General features: G+C 71.1%; 16 protein-coding genes. 15 read left to right on the top strand and 1 reads right to left on the bottom strand.

Annotated elements, in window-relative coordinates; genetic code table 11:
- Positions 1-62 precede the first annotated feature (62 nt).
- Both ACGFY5_RS35580 and ACGFY5_RS35575 read left to right on the top strand, forming a co-directional pair.
- A complete protein-coding gene (locus ACGFY5_RS35580; protein ID WP_392727271.1) occupies positions 63-1,295 on the top strand; it encodes a Gfo/Idh/MocA family protein in 1,233 nt (410 codons plus the stop codon).
- Complete coding sequence (locus tag ACGFY5_RS35575; protein ID WP_392727269.1) at positions 1,292-2,290, top strand: ROK family protein; 999 nt, start codon at positions 1,292-1,294, stop codon at positions 2,288-2,290. Before ACGFY5_RS35580 ends, ACGFY5_RS35575 begins: the two co-directional genes overlap by 4 nt.
- A 32-nt stretch (positions 2,291-2,322) precedes the next feature.
- On the opposite strand, the gene ACGFY5_RS35570 is transcribed toward ACGFY5_RS35575, so the two are convergent.
- Positions 2,323-3,096, bottom strand: coding sequence for an IclR family transcriptional regulator (locus ACGFY5_RS35570; RefSeq protein WP_392727267.1), 774 nt, complete (start codon positions 3,094-3,096; stop codon positions 2,323-2,325).
- Positions 3,097-3,314: 218 nt separating this feature from the next.
- On the opposite strand from ACGFY5_RS35570, the gene ACGFY5_RS35565 reads away from it, so the two are divergent.
- From ACGFY5_RS35565 to ACGFY5_RS35505, 13 genes are all read left to right on the top strand, one after another.
- Positions 3,315-4,547: an ABC transporter substrate-binding protein gene (locus tag ACGFY5_RS35565; protein WP_392727264.1), complete on the top strand. Its 1,233-nt coding sequence runs from the start codon at positions 3,315-3,317 to the stop codon at positions 4,545-4,547.
- A complete protein-coding gene (locus ACGFY5_RS35560; protein WP_392727263.1) occupies positions 4,544-5,545 on the top strand; it encodes a branched-chain amino acid ABC transporter permease in 1,002 nt (333 codons plus the stop codon). The genes ACGFY5_RS35565 and ACGFY5_RS35560 overlap by 4 nt, the downstream gene beginning before the upstream one ends.
- Complete coding sequence (locus ACGFY5_RS35555; RefSeq protein WP_392727261.1) at positions 5,542-6,606, top strand: branched-chain amino acid ABC transporter permease; 1,065 nt, start codon at positions 5,542-5,544, stop codon at positions 6,604-6,606. The genes ACGFY5_RS35560 and ACGFY5_RS35555 overlap by 4 nt, the downstream gene beginning before the upstream one ends.
- Positions 6,603-7,421, top strand: a complete 819-nt coding sequence (locus ACGFY5_RS35550; protein ID WP_392727258.1) for an ABC transporter ATP-binding protein — start codon at positions 6,603-6,605, stop codon at positions 7,419-7,421. Before ACGFY5_RS35555 ends, ACGFY5_RS35550 begins: the two co-directional genes overlap by 4 nt.
- Positions 7,414-8,121 (top strand): ABC transporter ATP-binding protein, encoded by a 708-nt coding sequence (locus ACGFY5_RS35545; protein ID WP_392727256.1) that lies wholly within the window; start codon positions 7,414-7,416, stop codon positions 8,119-8,121. Before ACGFY5_RS35550 ends, ACGFY5_RS35545 begins: the two co-directional genes overlap by 8 nt.
- Positions 8,118-9,461, top strand: coding sequence for an MmgE/PrpD family protein (locus tag ACGFY5_RS35540; protein ID WP_392727254.1), 1,344 nt, complete (start codon positions 8,118-8,120; stop codon positions 9,459-9,461). The genes ACGFY5_RS35545 and ACGFY5_RS35540 overlap by 4 nt, the downstream gene beginning before the upstream one ends.
- A gap of 14 nt (positions 9,462-9,475) precedes the next feature.
- The gene (locus tag ACGFY5_RS35535) at positions 9,476-10,120 is read left to right on the top strand and encodes an aspartate/glutamate racemase family protein (RefSeq protein WP_392727252.1); all 645 of its coding nucleotides are present in this window, start codon (positions 9,476-9,478) and stop codon (positions 10,118-10,120) included.
- Positions 10,117-11,487, top strand: coding sequence for an FAD-binding protein (locus ACGFY5_RS35530; protein WP_392727251.1), 1,371 nt, complete (start codon positions 10,117-10,119; stop codon positions 11,485-11,487). Before ACGFY5_RS35535 ends, ACGFY5_RS35530 begins: the two co-directional genes overlap by 4 nt.
- Positions 11,484-12,305, top strand: coding sequence for an HpcH/HpaI aldolase/citrate lyase family protein (locus ACGFY5_RS35525; protein ID WP_392727250.1), 822 nt, complete (start codon positions 11,484-11,486; stop codon positions 12,303-12,305). Before ACGFY5_RS35530 ends, ACGFY5_RS35525 begins: the two co-directional genes overlap by 4 nt.
- A 9-nt stretch (positions 12,306-12,314) precedes the next feature.
- A complete protein-coding gene (locus ACGFY5_RS35520; RefSeq protein ID WP_392727248.1) occupies positions 12,315-13,058 on the top strand; it encodes a helix-turn-helix transcriptional regulator in 744 nt (247 codons plus the stop codon).
- A gap of 121 nt (positions 13,059-13,179) precedes the next feature.
- Positions 13,180-13,998, top strand: a complete 819-nt coding sequence (locus tag ACGFY5_RS35515) for an alpha/beta fold hydrolase (protein ID WP_392727247.1) — start codon at positions 13,180-13,182, stop codon at positions 13,996-13,998.
- Positions 13,983-14,507: a hypothetical protein gene (locus ACGFY5_RS35510; protein ID WP_392727245.1), complete on the top strand. Its 525-nt coding sequence runs from the start codon at positions 13,983-13,985 to the stop codon at positions 14,505-14,507. Before ACGFY5_RS35515 ends, ACGFY5_RS35510 begins: the two co-directional genes overlap by 16 nt.
- Before the next feature lie 83 nt (positions 14,508-14,590).
- A complete protein-coding gene (locus ACGFY5_RS35505) occupies positions 14,591-15,739 on the top strand; it encodes a hypothetical protein (protein ID WP_392727244.1) in 1,149 nt (382 codons plus the stop codon).
- The last annotated feature ends 31 nt before the right edge of the window (positions 15,740-15,770 follow it).

The following is a 15,770-nucleotide window of genomic DNA, read 5'->3' as shown; positions in this document are numbered from 1 at the left end:
TCCCTTGACCAGATGCCGTGAGTCGAGCTACTAATCCTGGAGAGGATAGAAAGTAGGCCCCGGTGAACCAAGTCAGTTTAGTTGTCGTCGGCGCGGGACTCCGTGGCCAGGGCTACGCCAGACGTGCGGTGAGCAGCGGCGCCGCCCGGATCGTCGCGGTCGCGGAGCCGGACGCCGGTCGGCGCGCCCGGTTCGCGGACGAGTTCGGGGTGTCTGCCGTCTACGAAGACTGGACCGAACTGGCCGCCGCCGGGCGGATCGCCGACGGCGCGATCATCGCCACGCCCGACCAGCAGCACACCGGTCCGGCGATCGCGCTCGCCGACCTCGGCTACCACCTGCTCACCGAGAAGCCGATGGCGCCCACCGAGGACGAGGCCGAACGCATCGTCGACGCGGTGGAGCGCAACAAGGTGATCTTCGCGCTGTGCCACGTGCTGCGGTACACGGCCTACACGCGGGCGCTGATGGACGTCGTGGAGTCCGGGCGCATCGGCGAGATCATGAGCATCGAGCATCTCGAGCCGGTGGGGTGGTGGCACCAGGCGCACTCGTTCGTGCGTGGCGAGTGGAGCAACAGCCGGACGTCGACGCCGATGTTGCTGGCCAAGGCGTGCCACGACCTGGACTGGATGCTGTACGTGGTGGGGCGGCCGGTGGAGCGGGTGAGTTCGTTCGGCCGCTTGTCGCATTTCCGCCGGGAATCGGCGCCGGCGGGGGCGGCGGCGCGGTGCCTGGACTGTCCGATCGAGCCGACGTGTCCGTATTCGGCTCCTCGGCTGTATTTCGGCTGCCTGGGGGACGCCGACAAGGAGTTCTGGCCGTTGTCGGCGGTGACGTCGGACCACACGGAAACCGGGGTTCGCACGGCGCTGCGGGAAGGGCCTTACGGGAGGTGCGTGTACGACAGCGACAATGACGTCGTCGATCACCAGGTCGTTTCGCTGGAGTTCGCGGGCGGCGCGACCGGGTCGTTCACGATGACCGCGTTCTCGCCGTTCGAGATGCGCAAGACGCGGCTGTTCGGGACGCACGGGTACGTCGAGGGGGACGGTGTGCGGTTGCGGGTGGTGGACTTCCGTACCGGCTCGGAAGAGACGGTGGAGACGGGTGGGGAATCGGTGGACGCCGACCACACCGACGGCGACCATGCACTCGTGGACACGTTCCTGGAGGCCGTCGCGGCCGGTGACCCGACGCTGCTGAACTCCGACGCTGCCACCAGCCTCGCCGGACACCGCGTGGTGTGGGCCGCGGAGCGCGCCCGCGCTGCGGGCACGGTCGTCAGGCTTTGAGCGTCCTCGCCGTCGATCTCGGCGGTACGTCGCTGAAGACCGCGGTGATCGACGCCACGGGCGCCCCGTTGTGGGTTGGGCGCCACCCCACGGGGCGGGAGCGGGGGCCTTCCGCCGTGGTCTCGACGGTGCTCGAGGTGCTGGAGTCGATGCGCGACCGGGCGGTGGCTCTCGGGTCGGCGCCGCAGGCGATCGGGCTGGCCGTGCCGGGTCTGGTGGACGCTGCCGCCGGGGTGGCGTTGTGGTCGGTGAACGTCGGGTGGCGGGATCTGCCGCTGCGGTCCCTCGTGGAGGAGCGGCTCGGGCTGCCTGCGGTGCTGGCGAACGACGTCCGCGCGGGTGGGCTCGCCGAGGCGCGGGCGTCGGGCAGCGACGACGTGTTGTTCGTGCCGATCGGCACGGGGATCGCGTCGGCGCACGTGCTGGGTGGCTCGGTGGTGACCGGGTCGCGCGGCGCCGCCGGGGAGCTCGGGCACGTGGTGGTGCGCCCGGGTGGGCGCCGGTGCGGCTGCGGTCGTTTCGGCTGCCTCGAAGCCGAAGCCAGCGCCTCCGCCATCGAATCCCACTACCGCGAGGCGCTCGCCGCCGGTGCGCCCGCGGCTGGTGCGCCCGCGGCGGGGGCTTCCGCGGCGGGGGCTTCCGCGGCGGTGGGGGCCACCGCGGCGGATGTGGCTCGGATGGTGGAGGCGGGGGATGCGGTGGCTTCGGCCGTGTGGGGGGCGGCGGTGGAGGCGCTCGCGGACGGGTTGGCGAGTGCGGCGGCGCTGTTGGATCCGCAGGTCGTCGTGGTGGGCGGTGGGCTCGCCCAGGCCGGCGACACGCTCTTCACGCCCCTGCGCGCGGCGCTCGAGGAACGCGCCTCGTTCCTGCAAGCGCCCACCATCGTCCCCGCCGCCCTCGGCGACGAAGCCGGCTGCCACGGCGCCGCCCTGCTCGCCCGCGAGCAGCTTCTCGGGCCTACGACGACTTCCCGGCCCAACACCCGGCCGACGTAGGGCCGGAAACCCGTCGAGACCCCGAGAACTCGTTACTCCGGCAGGCCGCCGTGCCAGCCCAGGGCCCGGGAGATGCGGTCGGCGGTCTCGGTGACGTGCGGGACGTAGGTGCGACGCGCGTCGGGCGTCAGACGGTGGATGGGCCCGCACACCGAGATTGACCCCACGACCTGACCGTCCAGGTCGAAGATCGGCGCCGCCACCGAACCCGCCCCGGGCTGCCGCTCGCCCCCCGAATCCGCGGCCCCGTTCGACCGCGTCTCCGCGAGCAACGTCCGCAGCTGATCGGGGTCGACCTGCGTCGCCGACGTCAGCGTGCGCAGCTCGCCGTGCAACACGATCTCCACCTCCTCCGGCGGCAGGAACGCGAGAATCGCACGCCCCGACCCACCGGCGTGCAGCGGAAACCGACGCCCGAGCTCGACGGTCATGTTGATCTCGTGCGTGCTCACGACCTGGTCGAGATAGACCCGGCCGCCAGGCACCCGCGCGGACAGCGTCGTCGTCTCTCCCGTAGCGGACTGCAGCTCCCGCAGCAGCGGCAACGACACCCGCCGCAGCTTCGAATCACGCAGCGCCCGCGCCCCGATCGCCGCGGCCGCCGGCCCCAGGGAGTATGCCCGTGACGTCGAATCGAGCGACAGGAGCCCCCGATCCACCAGGGACCGCATGATTCGGTGCACGACCGCCTTGCTCAGATCCAGCTCACGCGCCATCGCGGACACACCCCACGACTGCGGACCGTCGACGAACCGGAGCAGCACGTCGGCGACCCGACCGGCACCCTCCGTACCGTCGCTGGCCATACGGCTCCTTCCACGTCGAAACCGGCCCGTAGACCGTACCTTCTCGCCACCGTTCCTCTAGCAGGAACACTACGACGTCGTAGATCAACAAGGTGTAAATGCTGCGTCTTGAGCGAACAAGACCCTTGACGGCTCCTGCCGAGGGTGGAACGGTCTGCGTTAACTAAAGCAGGCGTTCCGACAAGCGGAACGGGCCCAGAAGCGTTCGAGGGAGCGACATGGGTAAGCGGACTCTTCCGTTACTGGCGCTGGTGTGTTCCGCTTCGCTCGCTCTCGCCGGGTGCGGCGGCGGCTCGACGGGGTCCGGCGATTCCGGCGGCGCGATCAAGATCGGCACGCTCCACCCGCTCACCGGCCCGTTCGCGGGTGACGGCCAGCAGATGGAGAACGGCGTCAAGCTGGCGATCGACGACATCAACAAGGCCGGCGGCATCAAGTCGCTCGACGGCCGGAAGCTCGCGCTGGCCGGCGGTGACACCCAGGGCAAGCCCGACATCGGGCAGAGCGAGGCCCAGCGCCTGGTCACCGACGGCGTCACCGCGCTGGTGGGCACTTACCAGAGCGCGGTGAGCGCGAACGTCGCCCCGCTCGCCGAGCGCAACAAGATCCCGTTCGTCATCGACATCTCCGGTGACGACGGCATCCTCTCCCACGGCTACAAGTACGCGTTCCGGATGCAGCCGCGGAACACGGTCTTCGGCACCGCCGGCGCGCAGTACCTGCAGGAGATCTCGAAGGCCGCGGGCAAGCCGCTCACGAAGGTCGCGTACCTGCACGAGAGCACCGCGTTCGGCACCGGCGTCTTCACGGCGTTCAAGGCGGAGGCGGAGAAGGCCGGCATCACCGTCGACCCGGAGATCACCTACGACGCGGCCAGCGTCTCCGACCTGACGACGCAGATCACGCAGGTCAAGGCCAGCGGCGCGCAGGCGCTCGTGGTCACCGGCTACTACAAGGACGGCGTGCTCGCGGCGAAGGCCGTGCAGACCGTGAAGCCCACTCTCGACGCCGTCTACGGCATCGCGAACGGCGCGTTCGACCAGCCGCAGTTCCCCACCGACGCCGGTGCGGCCGCAACGAACTACTTCGACGTCAACTACCACATCAACGACAAGAGCCCCGAGGCGACGAAGTTCGTGCAGGCCTACACCGCGAAGTACGGGCAGCCGCCCCGCACGGGCGCGGCACTGGCCTACGACTCGGTCCGGGTGATCGCCGACGCGCTCGAGCGTTCGAAGTCCGTCGACGGCTCGAAGCTCCGGGACGCGATCGCCGACACCAGCCTCACGCCGCTGACGCTCAACGACGGTGCGATCAAGTTCGACGACAAGGGCGAGAACTCGACGGCGCTCCCGGCGCTGACCCAGGTCCTCGACGCGAAGCCGACCGTCGTCTACCCGGCGGAGTTCGCGACCACGAAGGTCAAGTACCCGGCGGGGCCGGGGCTGTGAGCGGGGCGGAAGCGGCCCCGGCGGCGCGGCCGGGCGCGGTCGGGCGTGCCTGGTCCGCGTCGCCGTGGGTCCCGCCCGCCGTGGCGATCGGCCTCGTGTTCGTGCTGGTCGCGGCTGCGCTGCTGAAGTCGGGCAGCGGCACGATCACCGGCCAGGCCGTGCTCACCGGGCTGGTGAACGGCGGTGTCTACAGCCTGCTCGCGATGGGGCTGACGCTGATCTTCGGCGTCCTCGACATCGTCAACTTCGCCCACGGCGCATTCCTCGCGGTCGCGTTGTTCACCACCTACCAGTTCGTGGCGAGCACCGGCGCGAACCCGTACGTGGCCCTGCCGCTCGCGATCGCGGCGCTGTTCGCGCTCGGGGCACTGGCGCAGTGGGCGCTGCTGAACCGCACGATGGGCCGCCCACTGGAAAGCCAGCTCCTGCTGACGCTCGGCATGTCGCTGCTGGTGTCGAACCTGCTGTTACTCGCGTTCGGCGGTGATCCGCTGTCGGTCGCGGTGGCCGGTGACCACGGCGTCCACCTGTTCGGAGCCGTTGCGAACCAGACGCGGCTGATCGCGTTCGCCGGAGCGCTCGTCCTTGCCGCCGGCCTGTACGTCCTGCTCAGCCGCACGCGGCTCGGGCGCGCGATCCGCGCGGTAGCGGCCAGCCGGCAGGGTGCCGGGCTCGTCGGCATCGACGTCCGGAAGATCTACGTCCTGACGTTCGGCCTCGGCACCGCGTGTGCCGGCGCCGCGGGCATGCTGATCGCGCCGTTCACCACGATCACCCCGACGGCGGGCGACCAGTTCAACATCCTCGCGTTCGTGGTCGTCGTGATGGGCGGGCTCGGCAACGTCGCGGGTGCGCTGATCAGCGGCATCATCGTCGGGCTGGTCGAGCAGCTGGGTGGCGTCCTGCTCACCGGGCAGAGCCCGCTGTTCGGCGTCTTCCTGGTCTTCATCCTGATCCTCGTGGCCCGTCCGCAGGGCCTGTTCGGGGCACGACAATGACGAGCACCGTCACCGCCCCCGACGCCGGGCAGCACGAGGGCACCGCGCGCCGCCGCTCGACGTCGGTGCGCGGAACGCTCGGGGTGCTGGCCGTGGCGACGATCGTCGCTGCCACCGTGCCGTTCGTGCTGCCGGAGTCGCAGCAGGCCGTCGCGATCCGCGTGTTGATCTTCGCGCTGATGGCCACCGGCTGGAACTTGATGAGCGGCTACGGCGGCATGTTCAGCTTCGGCAACGCGGCCTACTTCGGTGTCGGTGCCTACGCCGACGTCGTGCTGCTCGTGGGGCACGGCGTGTCCCCGTGGATCGGGATGGTGGTCGGCGCGCTGCTCGCGGCGTTGCTGGCGGTGGGAACCGGCTACGTCGCGTTCCGGTACAAGGTGCGGGGCGCGTACTTCGCGCTGGCCACGTTCGCGATCGCGGAGATGCTCCGCCTGCTGGCCACCGACACCACGTGGGTGAACGGCACGATCGGGTACCACGTGCCGCTGCTCCAGGAGGAGTCGTGGTGGATGTTCCAGTTCGAGGCCAACGCGCCCGAGTACTTCTGGATCGGCCTGGCGCTCGTCGTCGTCGCTTTCCTGGCAGTGCTTTTCTATTTGCGTTCCAAGGCGGGCCGGTACACGGTGGCGATCCGCGACGACGAGGACGCGGCGGCCGCGCTCGGCATCGCGGTGATGCGGTACAAGCTCACGACGATGGCGCTGGCCGCGGCGATCACGTCGGTGGCCGGTGCGTTCTACGCGCAGTACTACCTGTTCGTCGACCCCGACATCGTGCTCGGGCAGGCGCAGTCGATCCAGGCGATCGTTCCCGCCGTCGTCGGCGGCGTCGGAACCCTCTGGGGTCCGATCATCGGCGCCGTCATCGTGGGGCCGTTGTCCACGGTCACCGCTTCGGTTTTGCGGACGCCACCCGACGCGCTGTCGTTCCTCGCCGGCCGGAGCGGTCTGGACGTGGTGCTCTACGCGGTGCTCGTGATCGTGATCGTCCTCGCGCTGCCGAAGGGGCTGTACGGCACGATCCGTCAGTTCGTGATCGATCGGTGGCGGTCGCGGTGAGTGTTCTGAGGGTCGAGGGCCTGACCAAGTCCTTCCGTGGGATCGCCGCGCTGAGTGACGTCGACCTCTCCGTGACGGAGGGGACCGTGCTCGGCATCATCGGTCCGAACGGCGCGGGGAAAACGACGTTCTTCAACGTCGTTGCGGGGGCTTTCCAGCCGGACGCGGGAACCGTGACGCTGGACGGTCGGGACATCACGGGGTTTCCGGCGCACCGCGTGGCGCGCGCGGGGATGACGCGGACGTTCCAGCTGATGCGTCCGTTCGCGACGATGAGCGTGCTGGAGAACGTGTCGATCGCGGCGTCGGTGGGCGGCGGGTCGCAGCGGGCGGCGCACAAGCGGGCCGAGGAGGTCGTCGCGTCGGTCGGGATGGACGAGTGGGCCGACACGGTCGCGGGGACGCTGCACACGGCCGCGCTCAAGCGGCTCGAGTTGGCGCGGGCGCTGGCCACGCGGCCGCGGGTACTGCTGCTCGACGAGGTGCTGGCCGGGCTGGTGCCGACCGAGCGGCAGCCGGTGCTCGATCTGCTCGCGAGTCTGCGGGACGAGCAGGGGCTGACGCTGGTGTTCGTCGAGCACATCATGGCGGCGGTGATGCAGTTGTCCGATTCCGTCGTGGTGTTCGACAGGGGGCGGGTGATCGCGCGGGGTGCGCCGGCTGAGGTCGTGGATGATCCGGCGGTGGTCGAGGCGTACCTCGGCACCGCACCGGGCGGATCCGCGGACAGCCGGTCCGAGGCTGCGGCACCGACGCCGGGTGGCGGGCGCGCGGCCGAGGGTGCGGCGGGTCGGGAGGAGGCTTCCGATGGCTGAGGGTCTGAAGGTCGAGGGGGCTTCGGCCGGGTATTCCGGGCTGCAGATCCTGCACGGGATTTCACTGCAGGTCGACGCCGGGGAGCTGGTGTCGATCGTGGGTGCCAACGGGGCCGGGAAGTCGACGACGTTGCGGCTGATCAGTGGGTTGCTGCGGGCGTCCGAGGGCTCGGTGACCTACGGCGGGGAGCGGATCGACGGGCGGCGGCCGCACGAGATCGTCCGGCGGGGCGTCGTTCAGGTGTCGGAGGGACGTGATCTGTTCGGGCCGATGAGTGTCGACGAGAATCTGCGGCTCGGGGCATGGACGGTCCGATCTGGGGTGGCCTCTCGTGTGGACGAGGTCTATGCGCTGTTCCCGGCGCTGGCCGAACGCCGTAAGCAGGCCGCGCAGACGATGAGCGGCGGGCAGCAGCAGATGCTGGCGATCGGGCGGGCGCTGATGAGTCGCCCGAAGCTGTTGATGCTCGACGAACCGTCGACCGGGTTGTCGCCGAAGCTCACGTGGGAGGTTCTCGAGGCGGTGCGGTCGATCCGGGACCGCGGCGTGGCGGTGCTGCTCGTCGAGCAGAACGCCGCGCAGGCGCTGAGCATCTCCGACCGGGCGTACGTGCTGGAGAGCGGCACGATCGTGCTGGACGGTCCCGGTTCTTCGCTGGCCGAGGACCCCCGGGTCCGGAAGGCGTACCTCGGGCTATGAGTTCTTCGCCGCTGGAGAGCCTGGCCGCCTGGGCGGCTGGGCTTCGGGCGGGGGATCTACCGTCGTCGGTGGCCGAGCGGCTCGAGGTCGTGCTCGCGAGTGTTCTCGGGGTGACGGCGGTGGGAGCCGCGGATCGCGGGGCTCTGGTGGAGGCGTGGGATCCGCCGCCGGGGCCGAGCGTCCTGATCGGAACCGGGCGCTCGACGACCCCCGACGCGGCGGCCTGGCTGAACGCCACCGCGCTGGTGAGTCTGGAGCTCGACGAGGGCAACCGGTTCGCCGGTGGGCATCCCGCGGCGCACGGGTGGCCGGCGGTGCTCGCGCTGGCCGGCGCGCGCGACGCGGACGGGCCGACGACGGCTGCGGCGCTGGTTGTCGCGTACGAGGTGGCGGCCCGGTTCGGTCGGGCGACGCGGCTACGGCCCGGTACCCATCCGCACGGGACGTGGGGTGCGACGGGTGCGGCGGCGGGGTGTGCCCGGTTGATGGGGCTTCCGCCAGCCGCCATGGCAGCGGCCGTCGACGCCGCGGCGGGGATGGCGATCGCGGGTCCGTTCACGGCGGCGCTGGACGGCAACCCGGTGCGCGACGAGTGGGTAGGCGCCGCGAACCAGAGCGGCCTGGCCGCGGCCCGCCTGGCCGCCGCGCGCTTCGCCGAGGTCCCGTCGGCAGCCGGGCGGCCATCGGCCGGTGGGTGGCCGCTGGGGATGGCTCGGCATTCGCTGGGTGGGTTGCTGGGCACCTTCGACGAAGCGGCGTTGAGTGAGCGGCTCGGCGAGCGGTGGGACCTGGAGCTCGGGTACTTCAAGCGGCACGCCTCGTGCGCCTACACGCACCCGACCGCCGACGCGGTGCTCGAACTGCGCCCCCACCTCGCCCTGGACGACATCGACCGCGTCGACGTCGAGACGTACACCGCCGCGGCGAGCCTCGACCGGATCGAGTGCCCGACCCGACTGGCCGCGATGTTCTCGGTGCCGTTCGTCGTCGCGACCGCCCTGCGCGAGGGCGCGGTGCGCCCCGACGCGTTCACCCGCATCGACGCCGCCCGCCCGCTGATGAACCGGGTGCACCTCGCTGTCGACCCGGACATCGACGCCCGCGTCCCCGAACACCGCGGCGCACGGGTGCGGATACGGCTGCGCTCCGGTGAGACCGTCGAAGCCGCCGTCGACGACCCGATCGGCGACGCCGCCCGCGGTCCGTTCGGCCGCTCGGACGTCGAAGCACTCCTCGCCGATCTGCTCGGCTCCGCCGCGGACGCCGAGCGCGTCTGCGCCGTCGCGCAGGAGCTGCCCTGGATGGGGTCGGTCCGCCGGGCGCTGCAGGAGTTGCCGTGACTGGAGGTTCAATCATGCGGATCTACGCCGTGACCCCACTGCACGTCGGCGTGCACGAACTCGCCCGCAGGCAGGAACGGTACGACTGGATCGCCCCCGACGGCGTGGTCGTCGATCTGCACGATCTACCGGTCGGTGCGCCGATGTCGCTGGAGTCGCCCGAGGACATGCGCAACTCCGAGCGCTACGTGATGGAGGCGCTGGCCGACGCCCCCGGGGAGTACGACGCGGTGATGCCCGACTGCGTGCTCGATCCCGGCGTCGCCCGGATGCAGGCCGACCCGGCGTTCGGCACCGTGATCGGCGTCCTGCGGGTGACGGTCGCCCACGCCTCGGCGATGGGGGAGAAGGTGGCGGCGGTCGTCCGGAACCCCGCGATCGCCGACGAGATGCGCGCGGTGGTGGACGGTTACGGCTGGGGGGACGTGGTCGCACCCGTGCGGACCCTGGACCTGGACTTCGCCGCGGTCGCCGACGGGGACCGGTGGCGGGAACGCCTCGCCGAAGCCGCCGGCGAACTAGCCGGCACCGGAGCCACCGAGCTGATCAACGGCTGCTCCGCGGTGGGTGTCGGCACGGCCGAGGGGGCGGCGCCGATCCCGATCGTCGACCCGGTGATCCGCACCCTCCGCCTGGTAGCAGCCGGAACCGTCGCATGACCGCCCCGGAGGGGCCCGACTTGGTGGTGGTGGGGGCCGGCGGTGGGCTGTTCGCGGCTTTGCGGGCGGCCGAGCGGGGGTTGAGCGTGCTCGTGATCGAGGCGAGCGCGCACTATCGGCGCGGCAACAACACCTCGATGTGCACGGCGATGGTGCCGGGCATCGGCACCCGCTGGCAGCGGGCGGCAGGCATCGAGGACACACCGGAACTCTTCGTCGACGACGTCCGGCGCAAGACGGGCGGCGCGGGCGACGAGCGGCTCGCGGCCGCGCTCGCCGAGGTCAGCGCGGAACTCGTCGAGTGGATGGCTGACACGCTCGGCTTCGAGATGTCGCTGATGACCGACATGAACTACCCCGGGCACTCGGTGGAACGCTGCCACACGATCCCCGAGCGGCACGGTGCCGCGCTCGTCGACCGGCTCACGCGCCTCGTCGACGCGAGCCCGCTGATCGACGTGCTGGTGCCTGCTCGCGTCACCGACGTGCTCCTGGACGACGACGGGGCGGTACGTGCCGTCGTCGCCGGAGAGGAGGAGATCCCGACCAGGGCGGTCCTCCTCGCCACGAACGGCTACGGCGCCGACCGTGACCTCGTCCGCGAACACCTGCCCGAGATCGCAGCCGCGATCTACCACGGCAGCGAAACCTCCCGTGGCGACGCCCTCCGCATCGGCACCCGTCTCGGTGCCGAAACTGCCTATTTGGACGCCTATCAAGGCCACGCCGCACTCTCGGCGAAGGCGTCGACGCTGCTCGGCTGGGCGACGATCGTCCACGGCGGGATCATGCTCGATACGACCGGGCGTCGGTTCGGCCGCGAGACCAGCGGATACTCGGAGTTCGGCCCGGCGCTGGCGGCGCGTCCCGGCGCGACGGGGTGGATCGTCTACGACCAGGGCGTGCACGACGAGTGCCTGCCGTTCACCGATTTCCGGAACTGTGTCGAGGCCGGTGCGGAACTCTGGGCTTCGTCTCCGGAGGAGCTCGCGGAGGTGACCGGGCTGCCGGTGGAGGAGGTCCGGTCGGAGCTCGCGGACATCGAGGGGCTCGATGGGCGGCCCGATCGGTTCGGGCGGACGTTCGCGCGTGCGTTGCGGGCGCCGTACGCGGCGGTGCGGGTGCTGCCCGCGTTGTTCCACACGCAGGGCGGCCTGGTCGTCGACGGCGACGCCCGAGTGCTGCGCCCCAGCGGCGACCCGATCCCCGGCCTCTACGCCTCCGGCGGCGCCGCAGCAGGCATCTCCGGCCACGGCGCCTCCGGCTACCTCGCCGGCAACGGCCTGCTCCCCGCCTTCGGCCTCGCCTACCTGGCCGCCAACGCCGTAGCCGCCACCGTGCTCGCCTCGGACGGAGGGGAATCGTGATTCGGCCGGTTCGGAGTTACCTGTACGTGCCGGGGGACCGGGCTGATCGGCTCCTTGGTGCGCGGGCTCGGGGCGCGGACGCGTTGATCGTCGATCTGGAAGATGCGGTGGCGCCGGCGCGCAAGGCCGAGGCTCGCGCTCTGGTCGCGGACTGGCTGACGCCGGAGCCCGGGCCGCAGATTTGGGTGCGGATCAACGCCGAGTCCGTCGCGCAGGACGTGGCCGCGGTGGCGAGGCCTGGGCTGGACGGCATCGTCGTGCCGAAAGCCGATCCGGAGCTGCTCGCCGAGGTCGACGCCCGCCTGACCGCGGAAGGGTCGGACGCGGCGCTGCTTCCGCTCATCGAGTCCGCCGCGGGACTACTCCGCGTCGCCGAGGTGGCGGCCGCTCCTCGCGTGCTGCGGCTCGGGATCGGCGAGGCCGACCTGATCGCCGACCTGGGGCTGCGGCCCGGTCCGGATCGTGCGGAACTGGCACCCGTGCGGCTGCAGGTGGTGGTCGCCTCGGCCGCGGTGGGCATCGCCCGTCCGCTGGGCGCCACGTCCACGGACTTCCGCGACCTCGACGCGTTCTGCGAGAGCGCCCACACCCTCGCCCGCCAGGGCTTCCGCGGGCGCACCGCGATCCACCCGGCTCAGGTGCCGGTGATCCACGACGTCTTCACGCCCACCGACGACGAGGTCGCCACCGCCCAGGACATCGTCGCCCGCTTCGACGAGGCAGGCGGCGGCGGCGCCGTGGACGCCAAGGGCCGCTTTCTCGACGCCGCAGTAGTGCGCTCCGCCCGCGAAGTCCTCTCCCTCGCCAGCCCCACCTAGGGTGAGTGCGTGGAGCGTGCTTGGTTGGGGGAGTTCTTGCGACGCCGCCGCGAGGCACTGTCGCCCCAAGACGTCGGCTTACCCGCGCGACCCCCCGGCCGCACCCCCGGCCTCCGCCGCGAAGAGGTAGCCGCACTAGCCAGCGTCTCCACCACGTACTACGAGCGCCTGGAACAGGGCCGTGGCCCCAACCCCTCAGCTGCCGTCCTCGCCACCCTCTCCACAGCCCTCCGGCTGACCCCCGACGAAGAGGCCCACCTCCACCGCCTGGCCGGCCACACTACGCCGGCCCGCCCGAACCGCACCACCCAGCTCGATCCCACACTCGAACACCTGTTGACCGCCATCGAGGAAACGACCCCAGCCTTCGTCACCGATGACCTCGGCAACGTCCTCGCCCAGAACTGGCTCAACATCACCCTGCTCGGCCGCTACCAGGGGAACCTCATCTGGCGCTGGTTCACCGACCCCACCTGGCGCCACCGCCTCGACCCACCGGACCGCCAGGAACAAACCGGCTTCGCGTACGTCGCCGACCTGCGCGCGGTCCTCGCCGAGCACGGCCCCGACGGACCCGCCGGCGAGCTGCTCCAGCGGCTGAACGACGCCAGCGCCGAGTTCCGCACCATGTGGGACCACCACGCCGTGGCGTCACTCCACTGCCCCACCAAGGTGGTGCACGACCCCGCGTCGGCACTATCGAACTGGACTGCGCGATCGTCACCAGCCCGCTCACCCGCCAACGCATGCTGATGCTCAAACCCGTCCCCGGCACCCCCAGCGCCGACCGGATCGCGGCGCTGCACGCGTGGAAATCATCCCCGCACAATCAGGACGTGGTTGTCGCCGTCGGCCGCCCCTAGCATCTCGGACCATGCACAACGTCGTACTTCTTCACGGTTTCTGGCACGGCACCTGGTGCTGGACGCCCATCACGACCCGACTCGCCGCACGGGGCATTCCGTCGCTGGCGGTCGAGCTGGAGGGCCACGGTCTCAGCGCGGTGTCCCCGCAGTGCCGCTGGTCGGTCCCCTTCGACGCCGCGGCGTACGCCACCGAACCGTCGCCGGTCGCCGGCGTCACCGCGTCCTCGGCTGCGGACACCCTCCTGAGCCAGCTGAACGGTCCCAGCGTCGTCGTCGCACACAGCATGGCCGGACCGGTTGCCACACTCGCCGCGGAACGGGCACCCGAGCTCTTCGCCCACCTGCTCTACGTGGCCGCGTTCACACCGGTCAGCGGCCTTCCCGCCGCTGCCTACATCGGCGCACCCGAGAACGCGGGCGACATGGTGGGTCCGCTGCTCACGGCGGACCCCGCCACCATCGGCGCGCTCCGCCTCCCGGTATCGGACCGTGCGCGCCACCCCGAACTGCACAAAGCGTTCTACGACGACGTCGATCAGACCGTCGCCGACGCCGCCATCGCCCTGCTCAGCCCCGACGCCCCCGCGGGCATCGCGGGAGAGGCGTTCACCGTGACCCGCGAGCGGTACGGCACCGTCCCGAAGAGCTACGTGTTCTGCGGGCGGGACAACGCCGTGCGCCCGGATCTGCAGCGCCGTCTGATCCGGGAGATCGACGCGGTCTCGGCACAGCCGACACGAGTTCACGAGCTGGACTCGTCGCACTCACCGTTCCTGTCGAACCCGGATGCGCTCACTGCCATTGTGGAGGGATGCGACGTTCGTTGATTCTGCTCGGCATCGTGGTGGCTACCGCCGCCGTCAGCGCGGGCATCGGTTCCGCCCTGGCGGCTGCGGACGGCCGATCCCTGAGCGCCAAGGACGCAGCCCTCGGCGCCGGCGTCGGCATCACCGTCGGCCTGGTGCTCGCCTGCCTGGCCGGGCTCGTCGTCGCAGTCGCTCGAGCCCGCGGGATCAAGCTGGCCTCACCCATCAACGACCTCAACCGCGAGGATCGGCTGGCCGTCATCGATGCGCTGCGTCGCCCGCTGAAGCTCGACGACCCCTGGCTGCGATCCGTGGCCGACAACGAGGCGAACCGCCAGGTCAAGGTCCTGCGGTTCGTGCTCTCGTCCCTCCCGATCGCGGCGGTCGGCGCGGTCTGGCAGGCCGCCATGGGCGACAGCACGATGATCCGCGTCGTCGGCGTCTTCCAGGTCTTGAGTTTCACCCTGCTGATCACCATGTTCTGGGTCCAGTGGCGTCGGGCGAGGCGGTATCTCGCCATCAGTGACTGAAACGGTACGGACGACGAAGAGCTGTCCATGATGGAGCTTCGCTGGCAAACTCCGCTTCCTCGGTGTTGGCAAGGAGGCCCCCGTTGCGATTGCTCATCAGTGGTGCGTTGGCCGTAGCGCTACTCGTTCCGGCCGGAACCGCCCAGGCAGCCCCGACCGTCACAGCCACCCCACTACCCGTCCCCGCCGGTACCACCGATTCCGCCGTCTACGACATCAACAATTCCGGCGTCGCGGTCGGTAACGCGACCGTCGGGGGCACACCCCAGGCTCTCCGCTGGGAGGGCAGCAGCTACACCGCGCTGCCGGGCTCCACCCAGCGTCCCGGCGCGTCCGCAGCGAGGATCACCGACTCCGGCGTGGTCGTCGGCTCGGTCGGGGAGCCCGACATCAATCAGCGCGCGATCCGCCACTGGCGCGCCGACGGCACGACCGGTGACTGCTCGCTCGGCACCTGGGCTCCGCTCGGCGTCCAGGACCTGAACGAGAGCGGCGCCGCGCTGGTGAACACGGTCACGTCCGGGCGGCGCTTCAGCGCCACGGTCTGCCGCGCGGACGGCAGCACGACGACCACAGCCCTGTCCGTCGCCTACGCGATCAGCGACGACGGAAGCGTCGCCGGTGCCCGCACCAACACCAACTACACCTACGTCCCGACGATTCTGAGCACCGGTGGCACCACGACCGACCTGCCGGTCCCGGCCGGGCAGGCCGGCGTCGCGTACGGCTTCGGATCCGGTGACACGGTCGCGGGTGCGCTCGGCACGATGCAGTTCGGCACCGGGCCGTCGATCTTCTTCGTTCCGCGGGTCGCGGTGGTCTGGAGTGGTGGCCAGCTCACCGAACTGGGCACGCTCGGCGGTTCCACGAGTGTTCCGGCGAACACCGGTCGGGCGGTTTCGAGCAGCGGCGACGTCATCGGCACGAGCACGACCGCGTCCGGGGACACCCACGCGTTCCGCTGGCACGCCGGCACGATGACGGACCTGGGCACGCTCGGCGGCTCGAGCAGCACGCCGACCGCGATCAACGACCAGGGCCAGGTCGTCGGCTTCAGCACCACTGCGTCCGGTGAGAACCACGCGTTCCTGTGGTCCGACGGCACGATGGTGGACCTGGGTGCCCCGGGTGGCACGTCGAGTTCCGCCGTCGACGTCAACGACGCGGGCGTCGTGGTCGGCACGGTCACCACGTCGACCGGCTCCCGGGCCGTCCGCTGGACGGTCACCTGACCAACGGCGATTCGGGGCCGCGCCGCACCGG

Origin of the sequence: Cryptosporangium sp. NPDC048952, from assembly GCF_043197895.1 — a bacterium.
Classification (GTDB): domain Bacteria; phylum Actinomycetota; class Actinomycetes; order Mycobacteriales; family Cryptosporangiaceae; genus Cryptosporangium.
Note: the sequence above shows the minus strand (reverse complement) of the source record. Positions and strands in the feature narration are given on the sequence as shown.

Coding starts and splice junctions, on each gene's coding strand:
- ACGFY5_RS35570 (WP_392727267.1), bottom strand. CDS start 3,096: ATGGCCAGCGACGGTACGGAGGGTGCCGGTCGGGTCGCCGACGTGCTG.
- ACGFY5_RS35565 (WP_392727264.1), top strand. CDS start 3,315: ATGGGTAAGCGGACTCTTCCGTTACTGGCGCTGGTGTGTTCCGCTTCG.
- ACGFY5_RS35555 (WP_392727261.1), top strand. CDS start 5,542: ATGACGAGCACCGTCACCGCCCCCGACGCCGGGCAGCACGAGGGCACC.
- ACGFY5_RS35545 (WP_392727256.1), top strand. CDS start 7,414: ATGGCTGAGGGTCTGAAGGTCGAGGGGGCTTCGGCCGGGTATTCCGGG.
- ACGFY5_RS35540 (WP_392727254.1), top strand. CDS start 8,118: ATGAGTTCTTCGCCGCTGGAGAGCCTGGCCGCCTGGGCGGCTGGGCTT.
- ACGFY5_RS35535 (WP_392727252.1), top strand. CDS start 9,476: ATGCGGATCTACGCCGTGACCCCACTGCACGTCGGCGTGCACGAACTC.
- ACGFY5_RS35530 (WP_392727251.1), top strand. CDS start 10,117: ATGACCGCCCCGGAGGGGCCCGACTTGGTGGTGGTGGGGGCCGGCGGT.
- ACGFY5_RS35515 (WP_392727247.1), top strand. CDS start 13,180: ATGCACAACGTCGTACTTCTTCACGGTTTCTGGCACGGCACCTGGTGC.
- ACGFY5_RS35510 (WP_392727245.1), top strand. CDS start 13,983: ATGCGACGTTCGTTGATTCTGCTCGGCATCGTGGTGGCTACCGCCGCC.